The following is a 23,641-nucleotide window of genomic DNA, read 5'->3' on the forward strand; positions in this document are numbered from 1 at the left end:
GATCCATCGAAACTCTCGATCGAAGTAGAAAACCCGCATGCGGGTATGTTTCCCTGGTGGTGCTTCACCGAGAGCTTCCGCCATCGGAACAGGGGGTACGCGATGCAACGAGTCAGTGAGGTGAGGTCCCGGCAGGTGCGCCGGTGCACCGCCGGTCCGCCACCCGCGCCACGCGGTGGCCTCCAGATCGTCGGAGGTCACCAGGACGTCCTGGAGGGGACGACGGTCCGGCACCGCCTCGGCGAGGTCACCGTGTCGCTCGTGCAGGGCGGCCCGCGCGAACTGGTCCGGCCCGCCCGGCTGATCGCTGACGGCGAGCGGCCCCGGCTGCGGATGTGCCGGCCGCTGTACGGCGAGGTCCGGGTCTTCCAGGACGGCCGGCACGGTGTCGTGCGCCCGCCGCAGCTGATCTCCTTCGACACCGGCCGCCCGTTCAAGGTCGTCATGCCGGGGGAGTTCCGGATGGTCGACGTCATGGTGACCCACTCCCTGGTCGGGCTCACCGCCGACGACACGCGTCGGCTCACCGCCCGCGCCTGGAACGGCGACCAGGGCGCCGCCGCCCTGCTGAGCAGCCTGCTCGAAGGCCTCGACCGGCACGGCGAGGAGGTGGAGACGGCCGTCGACCTGCTCGGCGCGAGCGTCGCCGGCCTCACCGCCGTCCTCCTCGCCGAGCGGATGCGCGAGGCCGGAGCGGACAGCGAGATCGCCCGTCAGGCCCTGATGCTGCGCGTCCAGGCCCATGTCCGCGAGCACCTCGCCGATCCCGGCCTGAGCCCCGTCGAGGTCGCCCGCCGGCACAACATCTCCCTGCGCTACCTCCAGAAGATCTTCCAGGAGTTCGGTGTCAGCCCCGCCCGCTGGATCCGCGACGAGCGGCTCGCCCGCTGCCGGTCCGAACTGGCCGACCCCACCCTGGACCACCTCCCCGTCGCACTGGTCGGCGAGCGGGCCGGCCTCTACGGGGCCTCCCACTTCAGCCGCCTCTTCCGCGGCCGCTACGGGGTCACCCCCAGCGAGTTCCGGAAGGAGCGCCGCGCCATGGACCACCACCCCGGTCACCCCGGTCACGCCGCAGCGAACGCCGGGGCCCGGCCGTGAGCGCCCCCGCCGGCGCCGCGCCGACACCGCCCTACGGAACCGTCGAACACTTCATCGGCCTGCTGCTGCCCGGCGGCCTCCCACCGGAGTCCTCCTGCCCGGGCCGACTGGTCTCCGCCCGCACGCTCACCCCCCAGAACCAGGCGCCCCGCGCGGGCGGACGGGACCGGGGCCGGGCCGCGGGCCGCAGGAGGACGACATGACCACCACCGCCGACCTGTCCGAGCTGTCAGACCTGTCCGAGCTGCGCATCAAGGTGCTCGGCCCGCTGGAGATCCACGTGGGCGGCGAGTGCCGCACCCTCACCGCGCCGATGGCCCGCCGGGCCATGGCCGTACTGCTGCTGGACGCCAACCACCTGGTCTCCACCCAGGCCCTCGTCGAGGAGCTGTGGGACGAGGAGCCGCCGCGGCTCGCCCGCAAGACCGTGCAGACCTACATCTACCAACTGCGCCAGGCGCTCAAGGGCAGCGCCGACACCGGCGGCGACCGGCTGGAGACCGGACCCGGCGGCTACCGGCTGACCGCCCGTCCCGGCGAACTGGACCTCTGGGAGTTCGAGCGGCGCGTCACCCGCGCCCGCGGCGCGCTCTCCGCCGGCGCCCCCGAGGACGCCGCCCGGCTGCTGCGCGAGGGGCTCGCCCTGTGGCGCGGGGAGCCGTTCGCCGGCCTGGAGGCGGGCCCGCTGCTCACCGCGCGGATCGCGCAGATCGGCGAGGCCCGGCTCGGTGCCCTGGAACTGCGCGTCGAGGCCGACCTGCGGCTCGGCCGGCACCAGGCGCTGGTCGCGGAGTTGCGCCGGCTCACCGTGGACCATCCGCTCGACGAACGCTTCACCGCCCAGTTGATGATCGCCGCGCACCGCTCGGGTCAGCGCAGCACCGCGCTCGACGCCTATCTGCGGCTGCGCCGGCGGCTCGTCGACGAGCTGGGCATCGAGCCCTCCGAGCGCGTGCGCAAGCTTCAGCAGGACATACTGCGCGAGGTCCTGCCGACCGCCGCCGAGCCCGAACAGCCCGCCGTACGACGGCCCGTGGCGCCCCCGGCACCCGCCGCTCCGGCGTCCGCCGCCCACGCGTCCGTGACCCCGGCGGTCGATCAACTACCGCTGGAGCCGACCGACTTCGTGGGCCGTGAGGAGGAACTTGGACTGCTCCAGGAGCCGTTAGGAGGTTCCGGACCGCAGGTGCTGACCCTGCTGGGCCCGGCCGGAGTGGGCAAGAGCGCCCTCGCCGTGCGGGCCGCCCGCTCCCTGGCCGCGCGGTTCCCCGACGGACTGCTCTACGCCCGCCTGCACGACTCCGCCGACCGGCCGCGCGCCCCCGAGGCCGTACTGCGCTCCCTCCTCGACGGACTCGGCATCGGCGGGATCCGGCAGCCCGAGGACGCCGAGGGACTCGCCGCGCTCTTCCGGGCCGCCGCCCGGGAACGGTCCCTGCTCGTCCTCCTCGACGACGCGGCAGGACCCGACCAGGTGCTGCCGCTGCTGCCCGGCGGCGACTCCTGCCTCACCCTGGTGACCTCCCGGGTCCGGCTGTCCGGACTCCCCGGCGCCCGGCGCCTGACCCTCGGGCCGCTCGGTACCGAGGACGCGACCGCCCTCTTCGTCCGCCTCGTCGGCGAGGAACGCGTCACCGGACACCGGGCCGCGCTGCGCCACGTGGTCGGGCGCCTCGGCGGGCACCCGGTGATGCTGCGGGCCGTCGGCGAGCTGCTCGCCGCCCGGCCGATGTGGACGCTCAGCGACCTGGCCGCCGGGCTGCTCGACGACGACCGGTTCGTCGTCGAACTTCGGGACGAGTCCTGCGCCGCGCTCGCCCGCGCGGACAGCGCCCTGGCCCGGCTCGCGCCCTGGCTGCGCAGGTCGGTGTTCCTGCTCGCCGGGTCCGGCCCCGGACCCTTCGACACCGAGGACGTCAAAGAGGTGCTCCAACTCGACACCTGGAGCGCCCAGTCGGTGGTGGGACGGCTGCTGGACCGGCATGTACTGGTCCTGGCCGGGGCGGCGTCGGACGGCACGGCCACCTTCCAGGTGCCGGAACTGATCCGGGCGGGGGTACTCGCGCACGCGGCGGAGGGCGTGCGAGCGGTACCGCCGGCCGGGCCGACGCCCCCTGCTCCTTCCGGTCCCGTCCCTGCGGACGTGTTCGTCCCGGGCTGCGGGCGCCCCGCGCGGGCCGGGCTCGGGCCGGCAGCCCGGCAGAGCGGGATGCGGTGAACGGGATCTCCCGCGGGGCGCGGGTGTGCCCGCCCCGCGTGCCCCTCCCCGAGCAGGGTCCGCACCACCCCTGAAACGTCTCTGACCAGCAGATTTTCCCGCTCTTGGACATGCCTTGCGCGGGTGTTGAACGGGTCGAAGGAGTCTGGACGAAGGCGACGGTCGCCCGTCCGGATCGCTCCCCGTCGCACGTCCGAACGAACCATCCAAGGAGACCTCATGACGGACCAGCAGTTCGGCCAGCTCGACGTCCGCTACCTCAACCACTCGGCGCTCGCCCTGCCCGGCGGCGGAGAGCTGTACTACGAGGACAGCGGCGAGGGCCCGGCGGTGACCCTGCTGAACAACTTCTACATCGTCAGCCCGATCTGGCGGAACTTCACCACCGCCCTCGCCGACGACTTCCGGCTCGTCCACTACGACCTGCGCAACCAGGGCGCCTCCAACCCGGGCCCGGAGCCGGTCACGTTCATGGACCACGTCGAGGACGTCCGCCGCCTGCTGGACCACCTCGGCATCGAGAAGACCTACCTGGTCGGCACGTCCATATCCACCCTGATCGCCCGGGAGTTCGCGCTCAAGTACCCCGAGCGGGTGGCCGGCCTGGTCCTGGTGGGTCCGGCGTTCTCGCCCAACGGCACCCTGCGCCGCAAGCTGGTCAGTCGCTCCTGGCTGGCGAGCCTGGAGTCCGGCGGCACCCAGCAGCTGTTCGGCCACCTCTACCCGCTGGTCTTCCCCGACCAGATGATCCACGAGGGCGGCACCGCCGCCTACCTCGCCCTCAAGGACAACTTCCTGTCCCTGCTCTCCGTCGGCTCCATCCGGGAGAACCTGCTCGCCTCCCTGGAGATCGAGGACGACCCCGAGGAGCTCGCCCGCCTCGCCCCGCCGACGCTGATCATCAACGGTGACGGCGACTTCGCCTGGAGCGCGTCCGTCATCGAGGACGCCCTGGACCGCATCCCGGACAGCCGGGCCGTCACGCTCCCGCGCGCCGGCCACGTGCCGTTCTTCGACGACCCGCAGGGCTTCCAGACCGCCGTCGCCGACTTCGTGCACGAGCTTGAGGCGCGCAGCGCCGCGGCCGGCACCACCACCGCCGTCACCGGCGCGTAGCCGGCCCCGCCCCGACCCACCCTCCGCTGCGCCACCGCAGCACCCATCGACGCTGGAGACAAGCACTCATGACAACACGTCTGTTGACCGGGGCCACCGGCTTCGTCGGCGGAGCCGTGGTCCTCGAACTGCTCGACAGGACCGACGACCCCGTCATCGCACTGGTCCGCGGCAAGGACGACGCCGAGGCGACGCAGCGGCTGCACGACACCCTCTCGGCGATGGCGGACGGCTACGGCCGCTCCGACCTGCACGCCGAGATCCAGCGCCGGACCGTGGCCGTGCACGGAGACATGACCGTCGACGGCTGCGGCGCCGACGTCTCCGCGCTGCCCCCCGTCGACGAGGTCTGGCACTGCGCCGCCTCGCTGCGCTACGAGGAGGAGTACCGCACCGAGATCGAGGCGCAGAACGTCCAGGGCACCGCCAACGTCCTCGCCCTCGCCCGCACGGTCGGCGCGCGCACCTTCAACTACGTCTCCACCGCCTATGTCGCCGGCTCCCGCACCGGCCTGATCGCCGAGGGCCCGGTCACCGACCGGTCGGTCGCCAACAACTGCTACGAGCAGACCAAGATGCGGGCCGAGGCCCTCGTCGAGGAGGCCGCCGGGGACGACCTGCGCATCCGCATCATGCGGCCCACCGTGGTGATCGGCCACAGCATCACCCGGCACGGGCTCAACTGGTCGGGCATGTACGGCTTCGCCCGCCAGGTGCTGGTCTTCAAGAAGACCGCCTCCCGCAGGCTCGGCACGTTCCTGTCGCACGCCCGGGTCCGGCTGCTCGCCGACCCCGACACCGTCGTCAACATCGTCCCGGTCGACATCGTCGCCCGCAACGCCGTCGCCATCGCCCTGTCCGACTCCCCGGAGACCTACTTCCACCTCGGCAACTCCGGTGGGCCCAAGGTCCGCGACATGGTCACCCAGATCTTCGAACTGATCGGCCTGCGCGAGCCGCTGTGGGTCGACGACCGCGACGGCTTCACCGCGATCGACGAGGCCCTCGACGGCGGCATGACCTTCTACCGCTCCTACCTGCGCCACGACAAGCGCTTCGACCTGGCCAACACGGCGGCGGTGTGCGGCGCGGACGCGTCGTTCGCGCCCACGGGGGAGGAGGAGCTGGCCGAGTACCTCCTCTACTACCTGCGCACCCTGCGCGGGTTCGAGGAGAACAGCGGGAGCGGGCGCGTGGTGCACGCGGCGTAGCGCTCCGCGGGAGGGCGGGACGTTTTGCGGCTGCGGCGCCGTCGTGGCCGGTCGCGCCCCGCGGCGTAGCCGCATATCAGCACAGCCCCGCGCCCCTTAGGAACGGACCCTGTGCCTGCGTTCTCCGCGGGCCGTCACTGGAGGAGATATGAACGACAGCACGACGGTCGCGGAGCATCTGCGCGGCCTGCTGGAGAACGCGGTCGGCGCCCCGCTGCCGCTGGACGACCCGGCCGCCCGGACGACCTCGCTGTGGAACCTGGGGCTCGCCTCGGCCGGGTTCATGCGGCTGCTCGCCGACGTCGAGGACGCCTTCGGCATCGAGTGGGACCTGGACCAGCCGACCGAGGCGTTCTCGTCGTACGACGCGCTGCTCGCGCACATCACCGAGCACCTTGAGCGCCGTGCGGCGAAGGCGGGGGGTGCGTGATGGCACGCGTGAACCGCCGGCTCGCGCTGGCCACCGCGCCCGCCGAGGCCGCCCGTAGGCACGGCTCGGTGCCGATCCGCCTCGACCGTGCCCTCGACCTGTTCCCGCGGGCCGGCCGGCACTTCGACTACGCGGCCTTCGCCGGAATGGTCGAGGAGGCCGCGGGCCTGCTCGCCGGGGCCGGGGTCACCGACGGGCAGCGGATCCTCATCGTCAAGCAGTCCAACTTCGACATCCCGCTGCTGGCCTTCGCCTGCGCCCGGATCGGCGCCGTGCCGGTGCTCGTGCACTCGGCCGTCGGCTTCCAGGCGCTCGGCGTGATGACCGAGCGGGCCGCCCCGGCGGCCGTCCTGACCGACGTCGCCACCGAGACGGCCGGCGTGCTGGACTCCGTCGACCCGGCGCTGCCGCGCTGGTACGTCGGGGAGCGCGGCGAGCACGGGCTGTCCCTGCTGGACGCCCCGCGCGGCGAGATACCGCCCGCCGCGGTGCCCCGCGAGGACACCCCGCAGCTGGTCACCCACAGCTCGGGCACGACCGGGGTGCCCAAGCTGGTGCTGCACTCCGTGCACAGCTTCGCCGGGCACGCCCGGCCGCAGATCACCATCGGCAAGGTGCTGCGGGTGCGCGACCCGTACCTGATGTGCCTGTCGCCGGTGCACGCCCGCTGCATGTCCGGGATGCTCGCCATCCTCGCGCTCGGCCTGCCGCTGGGCTTCCTCACCGACACCGCACCCGAGAACGCGGCCGAACTGCTCGCCGCGGTGCGTCCCGGTGTGGTGGAGACCGTGCCGAACGCGTTCATCCGCTGGGAGGAGGTCGCCGAGCGGCAGCCCGAACTGTTCGCGCAGACGCGGCTGTTCGTCAGCTCCTTCGACGCCGCCCACCCGCGCACCATCCGCACCCTGCTCGGCGCGGCCCGCCCCGGCGCCCGCTACATGCAGGCGTACGGACAGACCGAGACCGGGCCGGTCACCGTGAAGTCCCACAAGCTCAAGAGCCGCTGCGACGACGGCCGTTGCGTCGGCCGCGCGGTCCTCGGGCACACCAGGATCCGCGTCCTGGACGACGAGGGCGACCAGGCCCGCAAGGGCGTCGCAGGCCAGATCTTCGCTCGTTCCTCCGGAGTCACCCCCAGCTACCTGGGCTCCCCCGACCAGCGGGTCGACGGCTGGTGGGCGATGGGTGACTACGGCCTGGTCAGCGCCCGGGGCTGTCTGCACCTGTTCGACCGGATCGTCGACCGGGGCAGCGGCGTGGAGAGCCTGCTGGCGGCCGAGGACGACATCCTGGAGGCGCTGCCGCAGCTCACCGAGGCCGTCATCATCCCGATGGCCGACGGCCCGGCGATCCCCCTGGTCGTCACCCGCGGCGACGCCCCCCTCGACCTCGCCGCCTGGCGGCGCGCGGTCGCCCCGCTGCCGGAGCTGGCCGCGCCGGTGCAGTGCCGCTGGGACGACATCCCGCACACCGCGACCTGGAAGGTCAAGCGGCTGGAGGTGGCGCGCCGGCTGGCCGCGGGGGATCTGCCGGTGCTGGCCGCGGCCGGGGAGGAACGATGACCTCGGCACCGCCGAGCCGCAGCACCACGGCGACGGAACTCTGGCGGCACTGGCTCCCGGCGGTGGAACGGCTGGTGCAGGTACCGGCCGAGTTCCGCTCCGCCCGGCTCCCGCACCAGGAGGCCGCCCGCGAACTCGCCGTGGACGAAGCGGTCCTGGAGAACCTGGTCGGCGCCGGCTTCCCCGCCGAGGAGACCGACGAGGGGCTGTTCTACGACTCCCACGACGTGCGCAACCTCGGCCTCCAGGCCGGCCTCGGCCGCTCCCTGGCCGAGCTGGGCGAACGCCAGTGCATGCGGCTGGCGGGCGGGCAACCCGAGCAGTGGCTGACCGAGCGGGTCACCCGGCTCCGGCTCAGCGCCGTCTGCTCGGCCCCCGGCTGCACCGCCCTCGCCGAACCGGCCGTCCCCGCGCCGAAGTTGTACGAGGGGCGGCTGACGGAGTGGGCGAAGGAGGACGGCCGGCCCGGTTCGATGCTGGCCGCGGTGACCACCCGCGGCCACCGGGACGCCCCGCGCACCGACACCGTCCGCCGCATCCACGACGACCTGCTGGACCGGCTGGTCTCCGGCGCGTACCAGTACGGCTGGGTGCCCGAGGCGCTGCGGGCCCGTCCCGCCGCCGCGATCGAGCACCGCACCGTGGACTGCGTCGTCGCCGCCTGGCAGATGCAGCGGTGGGCCGAGGAGGCGGGCGTGCGCGCCCGCACCCGCCGCGGCTTCCTGCTCGGTCTGGTCGGTGTCGAGCACGCCTGGACCGAGGTGTTCGAGGAGGGCCGCTGGCTGCTCCTGGACCCGGTGCTCGCGTACCTCGGCTCCCGGCACCGGGCCACCCACCCCGAGTTCGCCGACTTCACCCGAGGTTCGGTGCACAACCGGCTCCTGGCCTGGGACCGGTCCGTGGACGAGTCGCTGGCCGAGCACGCCTGCGACTTCGGCGGACACGTCCGCGTCGACTGCCGCCAACTCCCCGCCGCCCGCACCCCCGCCTGAGCGTGCGGGCGGACATCCCCCCATCGGGGCGACGCCCCGCCCCGTCATTTCTGGAGGAATATCCATGTTCAACAAGCTGGCCGCCTTGGCGACCGGCCGCCGGAAGCTGGTTCTCTGGCTGGGACTGCTGTTCTGCGTCGTGGCCGGAGGTCTCGGCGGCGCCGTCAACAGCAAGCTCTCCTCCGGTGGTTACGAGGTGCCCGACGCCCCGTCGACGCAGGCGAACGAGATCCTCAGCGAGCGGTTCGGCACCGGTGAGCCCAACCTGGTGCTGTTGGTGAAGACCCCGAAGGGGGCCGACGAGGCGGACACCGCCGCCAAGGGCGCCGAGCTGACCGAGAAGCTCGCCGCCGAGCCCGGCGTCCAGGAGGCCGCCTCCTACTGGACCCTGGACAAGGCGCCCTCGCTGCGCGCCGAGAAGTCCGACTCCGCCCTGGTCCTCGCCCATCTGGAGGGCAACGAGGACGAGGTCGACGACCACCTCGCCGCCCTGCGCCCGCACTACGAGGACGGCTTCGAGGGACTGGAGATCCAGTTCGGCGGCCGCGCCGAGGCATACGCGGAGATGAACGTGCAGACCCAGGAGGACCTCGTCCTCGCCGAGACCCTGGTGCTGCCGCTCACCCTGATCCTGCTCGTCTTCATCTTCCGCGGGGTCATCGCCGCCCTGCTGCCGCTCGCCGTCGGCATCGTCGCCATCATCGGCGCGCTCGGTGTGCTGCGGGTGCTGGTGGAACTGACCGACGTGTCGGTCTTCGCGATGAACCTCACCACCGGCCTCGGACTCGGACTGGGCATCGATTACAGCCTGTTCGTGGTCAGCCGGTACCGGGAGGAGCTGAACAAGGGCGCCGCCGTCAACGACGCCATCGGCACCAGCCTGCGCACCGCCGGCCGTACCGTCCTGTACTCGGCGATCACCGTCGCGCTGTCGCTCTCCGCGCTGCTGCTGTTCCCGATGTACTTCCTGCGCTCCTTCGCCTACGCCGGAATCGCGGTCGTCGCCTTCGCGGTGCTCGCCGCGCTGGTGCTGCTGCCGGCGCTGCTCGCGGTGATCGGGACCCGGATCAACAAGTGGTCCTGGAACCGCAGGAAGCCCGAGAAGTCGGTGGAGAGCGGCTTCTGGCACCGGCTCGCCACCCTGGTGATGCGCCGCCCGCTGCCGCTGGCCACCGGTGTCATCGTGGTCCTGCTGTTCCTCGGCGCGCCGTTCCTCGGCATCAAGCTCAACCTCGCCGACGAGCGCACCCTGCCCGCGGACGCGGAGGCCCACCAGGTGGGCACCGTCCTCGTCGAGGACTACTCGGCCCGCGAGATGGAACCGCTGATGGTCGTCGCCGAGAACGCCGGCCCCGCGGCCGACCGCGAGAAGAACGTCGCGGCCTACGCCGAGGAGCTGTCGAGGCTCGACAACGTCGCCCGCGTGGACGCCCTGACCGGCTCCTACACCGACGGCGAGCAGATCGCCCCGGCCGGCGCGATCAACGAGCGGTACGAGAAGGGCGAGGGCACCTGGCTCTCGGTGATCCCGGAGGTCGGCGCCTACACCGACGAGGGCCAGGACCTGGTCGTCGACGTACGGGACGCGAAGGCGCCGTTCGAGGACGTGAAGGTCGCGGGTACCGCCGCCTCCTTCAAGGACACGATGACCTCGCTCACCGACCGCATGCCGTGGGCGCTGCTGCTGATCGCCGTCTCCACGTTCGTGCTGCTGTTCCTGATGACGGGCAGCGTGCTGATGCCGGTGAAGGCGTTCGTGCTGAACCTGCTCAGTCTCACCGCCACCTTCGGTGCCATGGTCTGGGTCTTCCAGGACGGCAACCTGATGTGGCTGACCGGCGACTTCACCGTCACCGGCGGCATCGTGGCGACCACGCCGATCATGATGTTCTGCGTGGCCTTCGGCCTCTCCATGGACTACGAGGTCTTCCTGCTCTCGCGGATCAAGGAGGAGTACGACCGGAACGGGGACAACACGCGGGCCGTGGCGCTGGGGCTCCAGCGGACGGGTGGTCTGGTCACCGCGGCCGCCGCGCTGATCGCGCTGGTCTTCGCGTCCTTCCTGGTCTCCGGCATCACGTACATGAAGCTGCTGGGTCTGGGGCTGGCGCTGGCCGTGCTGATGGACGCCACGTTGGTGCGGGGCATTCTCGTGCCGGCGTTCATGCGGCTCGCCGGTCGCTACAACTGGTGGGCTCCTCGGCCGCTGACCCGGGTCTATGAGCGGTTCGGGCTCAGCGAGGGTGACGAGGACCCCGCCGCGGGGTCCGGCAAGGCCGTGAACCAGGGGCGTGAGCCTGTGGACGTCGGTCGCTGAGTTCGTCCGCGGCGTTGTGGGGGCTGGTCGCGCTCCGCGGCGGAGCCGCCGATCCACACAGCCCCGCGCCCCTGGGGGCGCTTCCAGCGCCCCCATCCGGCGGGGCCCACGGCCACCCGGGTCCCGCCGGGCTCCTTCTTCCCTGTGTTATCGATCACAGATCACCCCACCACATTCGAGGGGACACCCATGTCCGAAATGACCCCGGGCCATGCCCTGTTGCTGGAGTTCGTGGATCTGCCCGAGCTGCTCGACGGCATCGGCCGTGACGACGACCTGACGACCGCCGGACTCAACTCCGGTGACCTGATCCGGCTGGCCCTCGCCATCGAGGAGCGCACCGGAGACCCGCTCGACGACGACGAACTGACCGCGCTGCACACCGTCGAGGGCATCGACCAGGTGCTGACCGAGCGCGGTGCCTCCGTGAGCGAGGCCCGCTGATGTGGATGGCCCACTTCGTCCGGCGGCACGCCGGACAGCGCCCCGACGCCCTCGCCGTCGCCGACGAGCGGCTCTCGCTGACCTGGCGCGAACTGGACGAACGTACCGACGCGTTGGCCGCAGCGCTGATCGACCGCGGGATCGGACCGGGTGAGCGCCTGGTCGTCAGCTCGCCCAACCGGGTCGAGGTGCTGGAGCTGTACATCGCGGCCGGCAAGGCCGGGGCGATCGTCTGCCCCGTCAACCACTCCTTCCCCGCGCCCGAGGTCGAGCACGTCGTCGCCAACTCCGCGCCGCGCGGCGTGATCGCCGAGCAGGGCGTGCTGGACCGGCTCGGTGACGCGTTCGGCGACGGCTGGCGGCTCGCCCTGGACAGTCCCGCCTACGAGGAGCTGCTCGCCACCGAGCGCCGGGCGCTGCCGCTGCCCGCCATGGACGACCTGTTCGCGATCCTGCACACCTCGGCCACCACCGGCCGCGCCAAGGGCGTCGCCGTCACGCACCGCTCGGTGTCCGCGTGCTACACGGCGCTCGCCGCGGAGGCCCGGTTCACCGCGGACGACGTGATGCTGAACCCGTGCCCGCTGTTCCACGGCTCGATGGTGATCGGCCTGGCCCTGCTCGCGGCCGGCGGAACCCTGGTGCTCCAGCGGGAGTTCGCCCCGCAGCGCTTCCTCGCCGAGGCCGAGCAGCGCGGCGCGACGCGTGCCTTCCTGGTGCCGTCGATGGTCCGCTTCGCGCTGCGCGCCAAGGCGTTCGACACCACCGACCTGTCCACCCTCGTCGACGTCATGTTCGGCGGCGCCCCGATGCCGGAGGAGCTGCTGCGCGAGTCCCTGGAGCGCTTCCCCTGCGCCTTCCGCGGGATCTACGGCATCACCGAGGGCGGCGGCCCGATCGCCACCGTCGTCTTCGGCGGCGCCGAGGACCACGGGGCCGACGCCACCGCGCGGGAACTGCGGCTGCGGTCGGCCGGCCGGATGCTGCCCGGCTGCCACATCGAGGTGCAGGACAAGGTCGGCGAGGCGCTGCCGCCCGGGGAGATCGGCGAGGTCTGCGTCCGCGGCGACGGCCTGATGCGCGGCTACTGGCGCAACCCGACGGCCACCGAGTCCACGCTGCGCGAGGGCTGGCTGCGCACCGGCGACCTCGGCTACTCCGACGCCGACGGCTACCTGTACCTGGTCGACCGGATCAACGACGTGCTCATCCGGGGCGGGCAGAACGTCTACCCGGCCGAGATCGAGCGGGTCCTCGGCGCCCAGCGCGGCGTCGCCGACGCGGCCGTCGTGGGCGCGCCCTCGGAGGAGTGGGGCGAGGTGCCCGTCGCCTTCGTGGTCGCCGAGGGCGAGGAGGTGTCCGCGGCGGGACTGCTGAAGGCGTGTGCCAGCGAACTGGCCAGCTACAAGCGGCCGGTGCGGGTCGAGTTCGTGTCCGAGATCCCGCGCAGCGCGGCCGGCAAGATCCTCCGCCGCAAGCTGCGGGAGCGGTTCGCCGACGGGATGCCGGGCGCCGCCCCGGTGCCGCCGTCGGAACGGGGAGTGTGAGCGCCGTGCGAGTCGCCTGCATAGGCGCCGGGCCCGGCGGGCTGATGCTGGCCCTGCTGCTGCGCCGCCTCGGCGGTCACGAGGTCGACGTCTTCGAACGCAGCCCGGCCGGTGCCACCTACGGCTTCGGTGTGGTCTTCTCCCGCCTCAGTCTGGCCCGGCTGCGCCGCGCCGCCCCCGACGTGGTCGCCGCCCTGCTGGACCGCGGTGCCCGCTGGGACGACGTGGAGGTCCGCCGGGACGGCGAGCGGATCCGCTCCTCCGGTCACGGCTTCGCCGCCGTGGAACGGCGCGCCCTGCTCACCGCGCTGCACGAGCTGGCCGAACAGGCCGGTGCGCGGCTGCACTTCGGCACCGAGGCCGACGCCTCCGAGCTGCTCTCCCGGTACGACGTGGTGGTCGCGGCGGACGGCTCCGGCAGCCGTACCCGGGCCGCGTACGCCGACCGGTTCGGGGCGACGGTCGTCCCGGCCGGCGGACGGTACGCGTGGTTCGGGGTGGACCGTGCCTTCGACGCGATGACCTTCCTGTTCGCCGACAGCGCGTACGGGCCGGTCGGCGCCCACGTCTACCCGTACGGACCGGACCGCTCCACGTTCCTGGTCGAACTGGGCGAGCGCACCTGGGAGCGGGCCGGATTCATCGAGGGGCACACCAGGCCGCCCGGCTGGACCGACGGACGGGCCATGGAGTTCTGCGCCGAGGTGTTCGCCGACGACCTGCGCGGGGCGCGGCTGCTCGGCAACGGCTCGCGCTGGCTGACCTTTCCGCATCTCTCCAGTTCCGCGTGGTCGACCGGGCGCCTGGTGGGCCTCGGCGACGCCGTGCACACCGCGCACTTCTCCGTCGGCTCGGGCACCACGATGGCCCTGGAGGACGCGGTCGAACTGGCCCGGCGGCTCGCCGATCACGGGGAGGGCGACGATCTCGGCGCGACCCTCGCCGCGTACGAGGCCGTCCGCCGGCCGATCGTGGAGTCCGTGCAGCAGGCCGCGTGGGCGAGCCTGCGGATGTGGTCGCACCCCGAGGAGCACCGCGCCTTGGACCCGGCCACGCTGATGCTGCGGCTGCTCACCCGCACCGGCCAGTCCGCCGCCTCCGTACTCCTGCAACTCGACCCGCAGCTCGCCAAGATCGGCGACGGGGTGACCGCGCTGCCCGAGAGCCCGGTGCCCGCGCTGGTCGCGTCCGGCGCGCCCGCCGCCGCCCCGGACGACGCCCTGGTCCTGGCTCCCGGGGAGCCCGTGCCCACGGGACACGAGGGCCCCCTGCTGGTCGCGGTCGGCGACGGCGACGACGCCTTCACGGTGGCCGGGGAGCGGCTGCGGGCGCTGCGGGCCGAACGGCCGGGCGCCGAGACCGGGTTGCTCGTGCGGGCGCCGGAGCCGACCGAGGAGGCCGTGGCGCGGACCGTCGGCTCCGTAGCTGGGCTCGCCGCCGCCGCACCGTTCGACCTGGTCGCCCTGGCGCCCGGCGAGCAGTGGCCGGCCGTGGACCGCACCGCGCGTTCGGCGCTCGCCGAACGGCTGACGGCGACGGGCGCGCGCGTCGCGTACGTGTGCCGGCCCGGCGAGCTGAGCCTGGGCTGGACCCACGTCCGCTCCGGCCGCGCGGACGCCGTGTGGACCACCGAAGCCGCGTGGCCCGCCGACGCGGCGGGTCCGGCGCGAGCCGCGGGTCCCGCTGAAGTCGCGGGGTCCTCCGGTGCCGTGGGATCTGCCGACGCGGCGGGGTCCGCGCAGGCTGCGGGGACCGTTGAAGTCGCGGGGTCCTCCGGTGCCGTGGGATCTGCCGACGCGGCGGGGTCCGCGAAGGCTGTCGGGTCCGCGCGAGCCGCGAGGTCCGCTGATGTCGCGGGGCCCGCCGAAGCCACAGGTCCCGTGCGAGCTGCGGGTCCCGCGCGGGCCACAGGTCCCGCGAGTGCCGCGGGGATCGTCCGCGGCTGAACGCGCGTCGCGGCGTGGGCCCTTGCGGGCCCGGCGTTACTTCCCAGCCCCCGGGACACCACCGGGTTCGAGAAAGGAATTTGGGGGATGCCCCTGCTGGAAACCACCCGGCCGCTCACCGGCCGGGCAGCCCCGTCCGGGCGGTGGACGACACCCGCCGGAGTCGAGATCGTCCGCACCACCGAGTCCCTCGGCTCCGCCGCCGTCCTGCGCACCGCGCTGGAGGACACCCTCGACCAGCGCCGCGGCATGCTCATGTTCCGCGGCGCGGACCGGATCATCGGCTACAGCGACCCACCACTGGAGATCACCGCGACCGGCCCCGAGATACGGGCCACCGCGCTCAACGAGCGCGGCCGGGTCCTGCTGTCCGTCCTGCCGGCCCTGTTCTCGGAGGCGGTCGGCGCCGGTGGACACGTCGAGGCGGAGGGCGACACCGTGCGGGTGCGCGGCGGCGTGCCCGACGGGACCTTCGCGGAGGAGGACCGCACCCGGCGGGTCGGCGTGTTCGCGGCGATCCGGTCCCTGGTCGAGGGACTCGCCTCCCCGGACGACCCGCTGCTCGGCCTGTGGGGTGCCTTCGGCTACGACCTGATCTTCCAGGTCGACCCGATCCCCCTCGGCCGGCACCGCGCCCCCGGCGACCGGGACATGGTGCTGCACCTGCCCGACACCGTCTACGAACTCGACCTGGCCGCCGACGACGCCGTCCGGCACGACTACGAGTTCCGGGCCGGCGCCCTGCGCACCGACGGCCTGGACCGCCGGACCCCGGCCCGCCGCTTCGTGCCCGCCGGGCACGCCCCCGAACGGGACCACGAGCCCGGCGAGTACGCCCGGGTCGTGGAGAAGGCCGGCCCGCTGTTCCGCTCCGGCGACCTGTTCGAGGTCGTGCCCAGCCAGTCCTTCCACCGGGTCGTGCGGCGCGCGCCGTCCCAGCTGTTCCGCACCCTGCGCGAGCGCAACCCCGCCCCGCACAGCCTGCTGATGAACCTCGCCCGGGACGAGTACCTGGTCGGGGCGTCCCCGGAGATGTTCGTCCGGGTCACCCGGCGGCCGGGCGCGGGCGCGCTCGTCGAGACCTCCCCGATCAGCGGCACCATCGCCCGCGGCCGGGACGCCCTGGAGGACGCCGAACGCATCCGTACCCTGCTCAACTCGGCCAAGGACGAGCACGAGCTGACGATGTGCACGGACGTCGACCGCAACGACAAGTCCCGGGTCTGCCTGCCCGGCACCGTCGAGGTCACCGCACGCCGCCGGATCGAGACGTACTCCACCCTCATCCACACCGTGGACCGCGTCGAGGGCGTGCTGCGGCCCGACCGGGACGCGCTGGACGCCTTCCTCGCCCACCTGTGGGCGGTCACCGTCACCGGGGCGCCCAAGCTGTCCGCGGTCGAGTTCATCGAACGGCACGAGCGTTCCGCGCGCCGCTGGTACGGGGGAGCGGTCGGCCGGATCGGCTTCGACGGCGACCTGGACACCGTGCTGACGCTGCGCACCATCCACCTGCACGACGGCGTGGCCACCGTCCGGGCCGGGGCGACCCTGCTGCACGACTCCTCGCCCGAGGACGAGGAACTGGAGACCGAGCTGAAGGCGAAGGCGCTGCTCGGCGTCCTGGACGAGCCGCCCGCCGCGCTGCGCCGGGCGCGGGTGAGCGTCACCGAGGGGCCCGGCGCGGGCCGGCGGATCCTGCTGGTCGACCACCGCGACTCCTTCGTGCACTGCCTCGCCGGGTATCTGCGCGAGACCGGCGCGGAGGTCGGCACCTACCGCAGCGGCGGCCATCTGCCGCTCCTCGCCGAGCAGCGTCCCGACCTGGTGGTGCTCTCGCCGGGCCCCGGCACCCCCGCGGACTTCGGCACCGCCGCCACGCTCGCCGAGGCCGAACGGCTCGGCATCCCCGTCTTCGGTGTCTGCCTGGGCCTCCAGGGGATCGTCGAGTACCTCGGCGGCACCCTCGGCGTGCTGCCCGAGCCGGTGCACGGCAAGCCCTCCCGGGTCCGGCGCACCGAGGCCGACTCCCTCCTGCTGGACGGGCTGCCCAAGAGCTTCACCGTGGGCCGCTACCACTCGCTGTACGCCGATCCGGCCCGGCTGCCGGAAACGCTGCGGGTCACGGCGGCCACCGAGGACGGGCAGGTCGCGATGGCGGTGGAGGCGCCCCGGCAGCAGTTCGCCGCGGTCCAGTTCCACCCCGAGTCGATCATGACCAACGCGGGGCACACCGGCCGGCACGTGGTGCACAACGCGGTGGCCCGGCTGACCCGCACCCCGATCGGGGCGCTGCGGTGAGCGCCCTGCTCCCGGCCCCGGCCCCGGCTCCGGCCCCGGCCCCGGCTCCGGCCCCGGCCCGGGTGCCGGCGGGCGGTGGGCACGAGCCCGTCGACCTGGCCGCCGTGGCGGCCCTGTTCGAGCCGCCCGTGATCGCGGCGCAGGCGCACACCGGCGAACTGGAGTTCGGGCTGCTGCCCGCCGCCACCCGGGAGCTGCTGAGTGGCTACACCGCCCCGCTGCGCCGCGAGACCTTCACGGCGGGCCGGCTGGCCGCGGCCCGCGCCACCGCCGCGCTGACCGGTGTCCCCCGGTGGCTGGGCGCCGACGGCCGCGGGGCGCCGCGCTGGCCGTACGGGGTCTCGGGCTCGCTCAGCCACACCAACCGGGTCGCCCTGTGCGTGACCGGACCCGATCGCGGCGTCGGGCTCGGCATCGACATCGAACCGCTGGGGACCGGCGAGGAACTCCTGCTGGCCGAGCACTACGTGTGCACCGCGCGCGAGCGCGAGCGGCTGCGCGGGGCGGCCGACCCGGCCCGTGCCGTGCTCCGGCTGTTCTGCGTCAAGGAGGCCCTGTACAAGGCGCTGCCCCCGGACACCCAGGACGGCGTCTCCTTCCAGTCCGTGGACCTGGAGTGGGAGGAGCCGCCGGCCGGGGCGGACCCGGCGGAGCCGGTGCGGCTGCGCGTGGTGCGCGGCCCGGCGCCCGGCACCGAGGGCCGCTGCGCGGTGGTCGGCAGCCGCATGGTCGCGGCGGTCGCCGTGCCGTGGCCACGCGCCGTATCCCGTCCCGAGCACCTACCCGTATCCCGCCCCGAGCACCTTCCCGTATCCCGCCCCGAGCCCCTTCCCGTAACCCGTCCCGAAGCCCTCCCCGTCGTATCCCGCACCGAGAGCCATCACGCAACCCGCACCGAGCCCCGTATCCAGCAGGACGGACAGAAGACATGACCACCAAACAGCACACCGTGTGCGTGATAGGCGCGGGGCCGCGGGGCCTCTCCGTGATCGAACGGCTCTGCGCCGGCGCCCGCGCCGCCGCCCCCGACACCGCGATCCGCGTCCATGTCGTCGACCCGGCCGCGCCCGGCGCCGGCCAGGTGTGGCGCACCGGCCAGTCCGCGCACCTGCTGATGAACACGGTGGCCGGACAGATCTCGGTGTTCACCGATGCCAGCGTCGAGCTGACCGGCCCCCTGGAACCGGGCCCCAGCCTGCACGCCTGGGCCCGGCTGCTGGTCGCCGGCGACATTCCCGGACACCGTCCCGGCCCGGTCCTCGACGAGGCCCGCGCGCTCGGCCCCGACACCTATCCCACCCGCGCCTTCTACGGCCACTACCTGCGCTGGGCCTTCGACCGCACGCTCGCCGGCGCCCCGGACCAAGTGACCGTCACCTGGCACCGGGCCCGCGCGGTGGCCCTCGACGACGAGGGCGCCGCCCTCGCCACCGGTCACCCGCCACGCCAGCGGGTCACCCTGGACAACGGCGCCGTCCTGGCGGGTCTGGACGCGGTCGTGCTGGCCCAGGGCCATCTGCCCGCCAGGCCCACGGCGGCGGAGGAGCAGTTCGCTCGGCTCGCCCGGGAGTACGGCCACACCCACCTGGCGCCCGCCAACCCCGCCGACACCGACCTGGACGCCGTCCGGTCGGGCCGGCCGGTGCTGCTGCGCGGCCTCGGGCTGAACTTCTTCGACTACATGGCCCTGCTCACCACGGGCCGCGGCGGCCGCTTCACCCGCGCCCACGGACGGCTGGTCTACCTGCCCTCGGGCCGCGAACCCCTGCTCTACGCGGGCTCCCGGCGCGGGGTGCCCTACCAGGCGCGCGGCGAGAACGAGAAGGGCCCGCACGGCCGGCACGAGCCGCTGCTGCTCACCCCGGCCCGGATCGCCCGGCTGCGGTCCGCCCACGGCACGGACGGCGCCGACTTCCTGCGGGACGTGTGGCCGCTGGTGGCCAAGGAGGTCGAGACCGTCTACTACCGGACCCTGCTGGCCGCGCGCGGCCGGGCGGACCGCGGCGAGGCGTTCCAGCGGGCCTTCCTGCTCGCGCTGCCGGGCACGTCCGCGGAGGAGACGGTGCTCGACGCGTACGAGATCGGGGAGAAGGACCGCTGGGACTGGGACCGGCTCGCCCGGCCCTACCGGGACCAGGAGTTCGGCGGTCCCGAGGATTTCACGGCCTGGCTGCTGGACCACCTGCGCGAGGACGTCGCAGAGGCCCGCGTCGGCAATGTGAGCGGGCCGCTCAAGGCCGCCCTCGACGTACTGCGCGACCTGCGCAACGAGATCCGGCTGGTCGTCGACCACGGCGGACTGCACGGCGACTCGCACCGCGAGCACCTGGACCGCTGGTACACGCCGCTGAACGCCTTCCTCTCCATCGGGCCGCCCGCGTCCCGGATCGAGGAGGCGGCCGCGCTGATCGAGGCGGGCGTGCTGCACATCATCGGCCCCGAGGTGAAGGTGCGCGTCGACCGGCAGGGCTTCCACGCCCACTCGCCGCTGGTGCCGGGCTCCGCCGTCCGTGCCGACACGCTGATCGAGGCGCGGCTGCCCGACATCACGCTGAGCCGCACCGAGGACCCGCTGCTGCGCCATCTGCTCGACACCGGCCAGTGCGCCGCCCACCGCATCGCCACCCGCGACGGCACCTGGATCCACACCGAGGGCCTAGCGGTCACCGCCCGCCCGTTCCGGCTCCTGGACGCCTCCCGGCGCCCGCACCCCCGCCGGTACGCCTTCGGCGTCCCCACCGAGTCGGTGCACTGGGTGACGGCCGCGGGCATCCGGCCGGGCGTCAACTCGGTCACCCTGACCGACTCCGACGCCATCGCCCAGGCCGCGCTCGGCGCGGTGCTGCGCCGGCGGGACAGCCTCCAGCCGACGGCCGCGTGACGCGCCGTCCGCGTCCCGGGCGCGGTCCGGGACGCGGACCGCGCGAGGGAGCAGCCCCTGTCGACCACTTCCGGAAGAGGACCACCCATGACCCACGCACTCCCCCCGGACCTCACCTCCCTGGTGGACTCCGGTCTGCTGTCCCCGGTGCGGGCGGCCACCCCCGTGGAGGCGGCCGTGTCCGACGCGGCCTGGCTCGCGGCCATGGTCGAGGCGGAGACCGCGCTCGTCCGGGCGCAGGCGCGGCTGGGCACCGTGCCCGAGTCCGCGGCGCGGGCGATCGAGGCGGCGGCCCGCCCCGGCCGCCTGGACCTCGTGGCGCTCGCCCGCGCCGCCCGGGAGACCGCCAACCCCGTCGTCGGGTTCGTGAAGGCGCTGACCGCGGTGGTCGCCGCGGAGGATCCGGCCGCCGCCGAGTACGTGCACCGGGGCTCCACCAGCCAGGACATCCTGGACACCGCCGCCATGCTGGTCGTCCGCCGGGCCGCCGCCCTGATCCGGGCCGACCTGGACCGGTGCGCCGCGGCCCTGCGGGAGCTGGCCCGTGAGCACCGCGCCACGCCGATGGCCGGGCGCACCCTCGCCCTGCACGCCGTGCCCACCACCTTCGGCCTGAAGGCGGCGGGCTGGCTGCACCTGGTCGACGAGGCCCGGCGCCGGGTCGACGCGCTGGCCGCCGCCCTGCCCGTAGAACTGGGCGGCGCGGCCGGCACCCTGGCCGGCTACCTGGAGCACGCCGGGCCCTCCGGTGACTCCGGTGACCCCGGCGCTTCCGGTGACCCCGGCGACGTCTCCGGTGACGACTACGCCGAGCGGCTGGTGGAGGCGTACGCGCGGGAGACCGGGCTGGCCCCGGCCGCCCTGCCCTGGCACGTGCTGCGCACCCCGGTCGCCGACACCGGGGCGGTCTGCGCCTTCGTCGCCTCCGCGCTCGGCAAGATCGCCGTGGACGTGCAGTCGATGGCGCGCACCGAGGTCGGCGAGGTGACCGAACCGGCCGTGGCCGGGCGCGGCGCGTCCTCCGCGATGCCGCACAAACGCAATCCGGTGCTCGCCACGCTGATGCGCTCGGCCGCGCTCCAGGTGCCGCAGCTCGCCGCCGTGCTGTACGGCACGATGCTCGCCGAGGACGAGCGTTCCGCGGGCGCCTGGCACGCGGAGTGGCAGCCCCTGCGGGAGTGCCTGCGGCTGACCGGCGGTTCCGCGCACACCGCGGCGGAACTCCTGGCCGGCCTCACCGTCAACGTCGGACGCATGCGGGCCAACCTGGACCTGACGGGCGGGCAGATCGTCTCCGAGCGGGTCGCGGCCGTACTGACGCCGCTGCTCGGCAAGGGGCCCGCGCGGGCCCTGATGACGCGGGCCTCGCACGAGGCGGCGGACCGGGGGACGAGCCTCGCGCGGGTGCTGTCGGCGGACCCGGAGGTGACCCGCCATCTGAGCCCGGACCGACTGCGGTCCCTGCTGGACCCGGCGCACTATCTGGGCGCGGCACCGGGACTGGTGGACCGGGCGGTGGGCCCGGCCCCGACCCTTGAGCTGCCCGGCCGGTCGGCGGCCTGAGCACCGGTGTTGGCGGGCCCTTGAACAGTCCTTGACCACCTTTCAGCAGCCTGACCGTATGAACCGTGAACCCGCCGGGGACCGGCGGCAGTTGCTCGACACCCTGCAAGGGCTGCTCGACGCCCTGCCCCGTCCCGACGGCGGGCACCCGCCCCGGGCCGAGGACGTCCTGTCCTATCTGCGGACCGGGCGGGCGGGCACCGGCGGTGAATCCGGCGGGCCCGACGGGCCCGACGGGCCCGGCGGGCACGGCCTGCTCGGGGAGGCGGCCGTCGAGGCGTCGCTGCGGCTGGTGATCGAGGCGTTCAGGGCCCTGTCGAGCGCGCGGGGGAACCCGGACGGGCCGCGCTGACCCGCCGGTGCGACCTCCGAGCGGGTACTGGCGCGGCCTCCGAGCGGGTGCCGGGTTTGGGTTTTCCACAGGCAAAGCACTGTCCACAGGCCTGCCGCCGCCGTGTTCGCGCGCTGTACCGTCGCAGGAGTTGATGTTCGTGCGGGCCGGGGACGGTCCGGGTGCGGGGGAGGCGGTCGTGGTGGACGACGGCGGTGCGGGGAAGACGGCGGAGGCGGACGAGCGGCGGCCGGTGTCCCGGCGGCTGCCCCGGGTGGGCGGCTTCGCCGAGTGGCCGGTCAAGGACACGCCGAAGGAGGAGGGCAAGGCGCTGCGCGAGCGCGTACCGCGCGCCTCGCACTCCCTGTTCGACCTGGACCCGGACCGCCCCGACGCGCTCGCCGCGGTCGAGGAGTCCAACCTGGGCCGGATCCCCGAGCTGACGCCGATAAGGGTCGGCCGGATGGCGGCCACGCCCTTCGCGTTCCTGCGCGGCTCGGCGGGGCTGATGGCCCACGACCTGGCGCGTACCCCCATGACCCGTGTCCTCGCCCAGATCTGCGGCGACGCGCACGCGGCGAACTTCGGCCTGTACGGCGACCCGCGCGGCGGCCTGGTCATCGACCTGAACGACTTCGACGAGACGGTGCTCGGCCCCTGGGAGTGGGACCTGAAGCGGCTCGCGGCCTCGCTGGTGCTGGCCGGCCGGGAGACGGGCGCGTCGGAGGACGTCTGCCGCAAGGCGGCGCACGACGCGGTGGGCGCCTACCGGCGCACGATGCGGCTGCTCGCCAAACTCCCGGTGCTGGACGCGTGGAACGCCATCGCGGACGAGGAACTGGTCTCCCACACCGACGCCCATGACCTGCTCGGCACCCTGGAGCGGGTCTCGGAGAAGGCGCGCTCCAACACCAGTGGCCGGTTCGCGGCGAAGTCGACGGAGCCGACCGAGGACGGCGGCCGGCGCTTCGTGGCGGCGCCGCCGGTGCTGAACGAGACACCGGACGACGAGGCGGCGGCGGTCGCCGCGTCCCTGGAGGAGTACGTCACCACGCTCTCCGAGGACCGCCTCCCGCTGCTGGCCCGGCACGCGGTGCACGACGTGGCGTTCCGTGTGGTCGGCACCGGCAGTGTCGGCACCCGCTCCTATGTCGTCCTGCTCCTCGACCACCGGGGCGAGCCGCTCGTCCTCCAGGTGAAGGAGGCCCGTCCGTCGGCGCTGGTCCCGCATCTGGCGACGGCCGGGTTCGAGACCCCGGCCGTGGCGCACGAGGGCCACCGGGTGGTGATGGGGCAGAAGCGCATGCAGGTGGTCAGCGACATCCTGCTCGGCTGGACGACCGTGCAGGGCCGGCCGTACCAGGTGCGCCAGTTCCGCAACCGCAAGGGCAGCGTCGACCCCGCCGCCCTCTCCCCCGACCAGCTCGACGACTACGGCCGGATGACCGGGGCGCTCCTGGCCCGCGCCCACAGCCACAGCGCCGACCCGCGCATGATTGCCGGGTACTGCGGCAAGAACGAGGAACTGGACGAGGCGGTGGCCGGCTTCGCGGTCACCTACGCCGACCGCACCGAGGCGGACCACGAGGACCTGGTCAAGGCGGTGCGCGCGGGCCGCGTCGCGGCGGAGACGGGGGTGTGAGGTACCCGGCGGCCGGGACGGCGCCGCCGGACGGGGCCG

At 74.0% G+C, this 23,641-nt stretch carries 18 protein-coding genes; all 18 read left to right on the forward strand.

Going from position 1 to position 23,641, the window contains the following annotated elements:
• Window positions 1-102 precede the first annotated feature (102 nt).
• The 18 genes from AB0E07_RS05995 (at window position 103) to AB0E07_RS06080 (ending at window position 23,602) form a co-directional block, all read left to right on the forward strand.
• Window positions 103-1,101 (forward strand): helix-turn-helix domain-containing protein, encoded by a 999-nt coding sequence (locus tag AB0E07_RS05995; RefSeq protein WP_362246919.1) that lies wholly within the window; start codon window positions 103-105, stop codon window positions 1,099-1,101.
• On the forward strand, window positions 1,098-1,304 hold the full coding sequence (locus AB0E07_RS06000; protein WP_362246921.1) for a hypothetical protein: 207 nt from the start codon (window positions 1,098-1,100) through the stop codon (window positions 1,302-1,304). The genes AB0E07_RS05995 and AB0E07_RS06000 overlap by 4 nt, the downstream gene beginning before the upstream one ends.
• The gene (locus AB0E07_RS06005; protein WP_362246923.1) at window positions 1,301-3,319 is read left to right on the forward strand and encodes a BTAD domain-containing putative transcriptional regulator; all 2,019 of its coding nucleotides are present in this window, start codon (window positions 1,301-1,303) and stop codon (window positions 3,317-3,319) included. Before AB0E07_RS06000 ends, AB0E07_RS06005 begins: the two co-directional genes overlap by 4 nt.
• 219 nt (window positions 3,320-3,538) lie before the next feature.
• Window positions 3,539-4,435 (forward strand): alpha/beta hydrolase, encoded by an 897-nt coding sequence (locus AB0E07_RS06010; protein WP_362246925.1) that lies wholly within the window; start codon window positions 3,539-3,541, stop codon window positions 4,433-4,435.
• A 68-nt stretch (window positions 4,436-4,503) separates the two neighbouring features.
• Complete coding sequence (locus AB0E07_RS06015; RefSeq protein ID WP_362246927.1) at window positions 4,504-5,646, forward strand: SDR family oxidoreductase; 1,143 nt, start codon at window positions 4,504-4,506, stop codon at window positions 5,644-5,646.
• Between the two features lie 148 nt (window positions 5,647-5,794).
• A complete protein-coding gene (locus AB0E07_RS06020; protein WP_362246929.1) occupies window positions 5,795-6,076 on the forward strand; it encodes a hypothetical protein in 282 nt (93 codons plus the stop codon).
• Window positions 6,076-7,638: a class I adenylate-forming enzyme family protein gene (locus AB0E07_RS06025; protein WP_362246931.1), complete on the forward strand. Its 1,563-nt coding sequence runs from the start codon at window positions 6,076-6,078 to the stop codon at window positions 7,636-7,638. Before AB0E07_RS06020 ends, AB0E07_RS06025 begins: the two co-directional genes overlap by 1 nt.
• Window positions 7,635-8,630: a transglutaminase domain-containing protein gene (locus tag AB0E07_RS06030; protein ID WP_362246933.1), complete on the forward strand. Its 996-nt coding sequence runs from the start codon at window positions 7,635-7,637 to the stop codon at window positions 8,628-8,630. The genes AB0E07_RS06025 and AB0E07_RS06030 overlap by 4 nt, the downstream gene beginning before the upstream one ends.
• A 64-nt stretch (window positions 8,631-8,694) precedes the next feature.
• Window positions 8,695-10,947 (forward strand): MMPL family transporter, encoded by a 2,253-nt coding sequence (locus AB0E07_RS06035; protein WP_362246935.1) that lies wholly within the window; start codon window positions 8,695-8,697, stop codon window positions 10,945-10,947.
• Window positions 10,948-11,136: 189 nt separating this feature from the next.
• A complete protein-coding gene (locus AB0E07_RS06040) occupies window positions 11,137-11,391 on the forward strand; it encodes a phosphopantetheine-binding protein (RefSeq protein ID WP_362246937.1) in 255 nt (84 codons plus the stop codon).
• A gap of 5 nt (window positions 11,392-11,396) precedes the next feature.
• Window positions 11,397-12,938 carry an AMP-binding protein gene (locus AB0E07_RS06045; protein WP_362246939.1) on the forward strand — a complete coding sequence of 514 codons (1,542 nt, stop codon included), beginning with the start codon at window positions 11,397-11,399 and terminating at the stop codon, window positions 12,936-12,938.
• Entirely contained in the window at window positions 12,935-14,884 is a 1,950-nt protein-coding gene (locus AB0E07_RS06050) for an FAD-dependent monooxygenase (RefSeq protein WP_362246941.1), read from the forward strand. Before AB0E07_RS06045 ends, AB0E07_RS06050 begins: the two co-directional genes overlap by 4 nt.
• 87 nt (window positions 14,885-14,971) lie before the next feature.
• Window positions 14,972-17,185, forward strand: a complete 2,214-nt coding sequence (locus tag AB0E07_RS06055) for an anthranilate synthase component I (protein ID WP_362246943.1) — start codon at window positions 14,972-14,974, stop codon at window positions 17,183-17,185.
• Entirely contained in the window at window positions 17,182-18,117 is a 936-nt protein-coding gene (locus tag AB0E07_RS06060) for a 4'-phosphopantetheinyl transferase superfamily protein (RefSeq protein WP_362246945.1), read from the forward strand. The genes AB0E07_RS06055 and AB0E07_RS06060 overlap by 4 nt, the downstream gene beginning before the upstream one ends.
• A complete protein-coding gene (locus tag AB0E07_RS06065) occupies window positions 18,114-20,066 on the forward strand; it encodes an FAD/NAD(P)-binding protein (RefSeq protein ID WP_362246947.1) in 1,953 nt (650 codons plus the stop codon). Before AB0E07_RS06060 ends, AB0E07_RS06065 begins: the two co-directional genes overlap by 4 nt.
• Before the next feature lie 87 nt (window positions 20,067-20,153).
• Window positions 20,154-21,629: an adenylosuccinate lyase family protein gene (locus AB0E07_RS06070; RefSeq protein WP_362246949.1), complete on the forward strand. Its 1,476-nt coding sequence runs from the start codon at window positions 20,154-20,156 to the stop codon at window positions 21,627-21,629.
• Between the two features lie 58 nt (window positions 21,630-21,687).
• Window positions 21,688-21,981 carry a hypothetical protein gene (locus AB0E07_RS06075; protein WP_362246951.1) on the forward strand — a complete coding sequence of 98 codons (294 nt, stop codon included), beginning with the start codon at window positions 21,688-21,690 and terminating at the stop codon, window positions 21,979-21,981.
• 133 nt (window positions 21,982-22,114) lie between these two features.
• On the forward strand, window positions 22,115-23,602 hold the full coding sequence (locus AB0E07_RS06080; RefSeq protein ID WP_362247387.1) for a DUF2252 domain-containing protein: 1,488 nt from the start codon (window positions 22,115-22,117) through the stop codon (window positions 23,600-23,602).
• Window positions 23,603-23,641: the final 39 nt, after the last annotated feature.

Source organism: Streptomyces sp. NPDC048002 (assembly GCF_040653275.1).
GTDB lineage: Bacteria > Actinomycetota > Actinomycetes > Streptomycetales > Streptomycetaceae > Streptomyces.

Excerpts from the sequence above, each read along its gene's own strand:
- AB0E07_RS05995 (WP_362246919.1), top strand. The coding sequence starts at position 103 with ATGCAACGAGTCAGTGAGGTGAGGTCCCGGCAGGTGCGCCGGTGCACC.
- AB0E07_RS06005 (WP_362246923.1), top strand. The coding sequence starts at position 1,301 with ATGACCACCACCGCCGACCTGTCCGAGCTGTCAGACCTGTCCGAGCTG.
- AB0E07_RS06010 (WP_362246925.1), top strand. The coding sequence starts at position 3,539 with ATGACGGACCAGCAGTTCGGCCAGCTCGACGTCCGCTACCTCAACCAC.
- AB0E07_RS06015 (WP_362246927.1), top strand. The coding sequence starts at position 4,504 with ATGACAACACGTCTGTTGACCGGGGCCACCGGCTTCGTCGGCGGAGCC.
- AB0E07_RS06020 (WP_362246929.1), top strand. The coding sequence starts at position 5,795 with ATGAACGACAGCACGACGGTCGCGGAGCATCTGCGCGGCCTGCTGGAG.
- AB0E07_RS06025 (WP_362246931.1), top strand. The coding sequence starts at position 6,076 with ATGGCACGCGTGAACCGCCGGCTCGCGCTGGCCACCGCGCCCGCCGAG.
- AB0E07_RS06030 (WP_362246933.1), top strand. The coding sequence starts at position 7,635 with ATGACCTCGGCACCGCCGAGCCGCAGCACCACGGCGACGGAACTCTGG.
- AB0E07_RS06035 (WP_362246935.1), top strand. The coding sequence starts at position 8,695 with ATGTTCAACAAGCTGGCCGCCTTGGCGACCGGCCGCCGGAAGCTGGTT.
- AB0E07_RS06040 (WP_362246937.1), top strand. The coding sequence starts at position 11,137 with ATGTCCGAAATGACCCCGGGCCATGCCCTGTTGCTGGAGTTCGTGGAT.
- AB0E07_RS06045 (WP_362246939.1), top strand. The coding sequence starts at position 11,397 with ATGGCCCACTTCGTCCGGCGGCACGCCGGACAGCGCCCCGACGCCCTC.
- AB0E07_RS06055 (WP_362246943.1), top strand. The coding sequence starts at position 14,972 with ATGCCCCTGCTGGAAACCACCCGGCCGCTCACCGGCCGGGCAGCCCCG.
- AB0E07_RS06065 (WP_362246947.1), top strand. The coding sequence starts at position 18,114 with ATGACCACCAAACAGCACACCGTGTGCGTGATAGGCGCGGGGCCGCGG.
- AB0E07_RS06070 (WP_362246949.1), top strand. The coding sequence starts at position 20,154 with ATGACCCACGCACTCCCCCCGGACCTCACCTCCCTGGTGGACTCCGGT.
- AB0E07_RS06075 (WP_362246951.1), top strand. The coding sequence starts at position 21,688 with ATGAACCGTGAACCCGCCGGGGACCGGCGGCAGTTGCTCGACACCCTG.
- AB0E07_RS06080 (WP_362247387.1), top strand. The coding sequence starts at position 22,115 with ATGTTCGTGCGGGCCGGGGACGGTCCGGGTGCGGGGGAGGCGGTCGTG.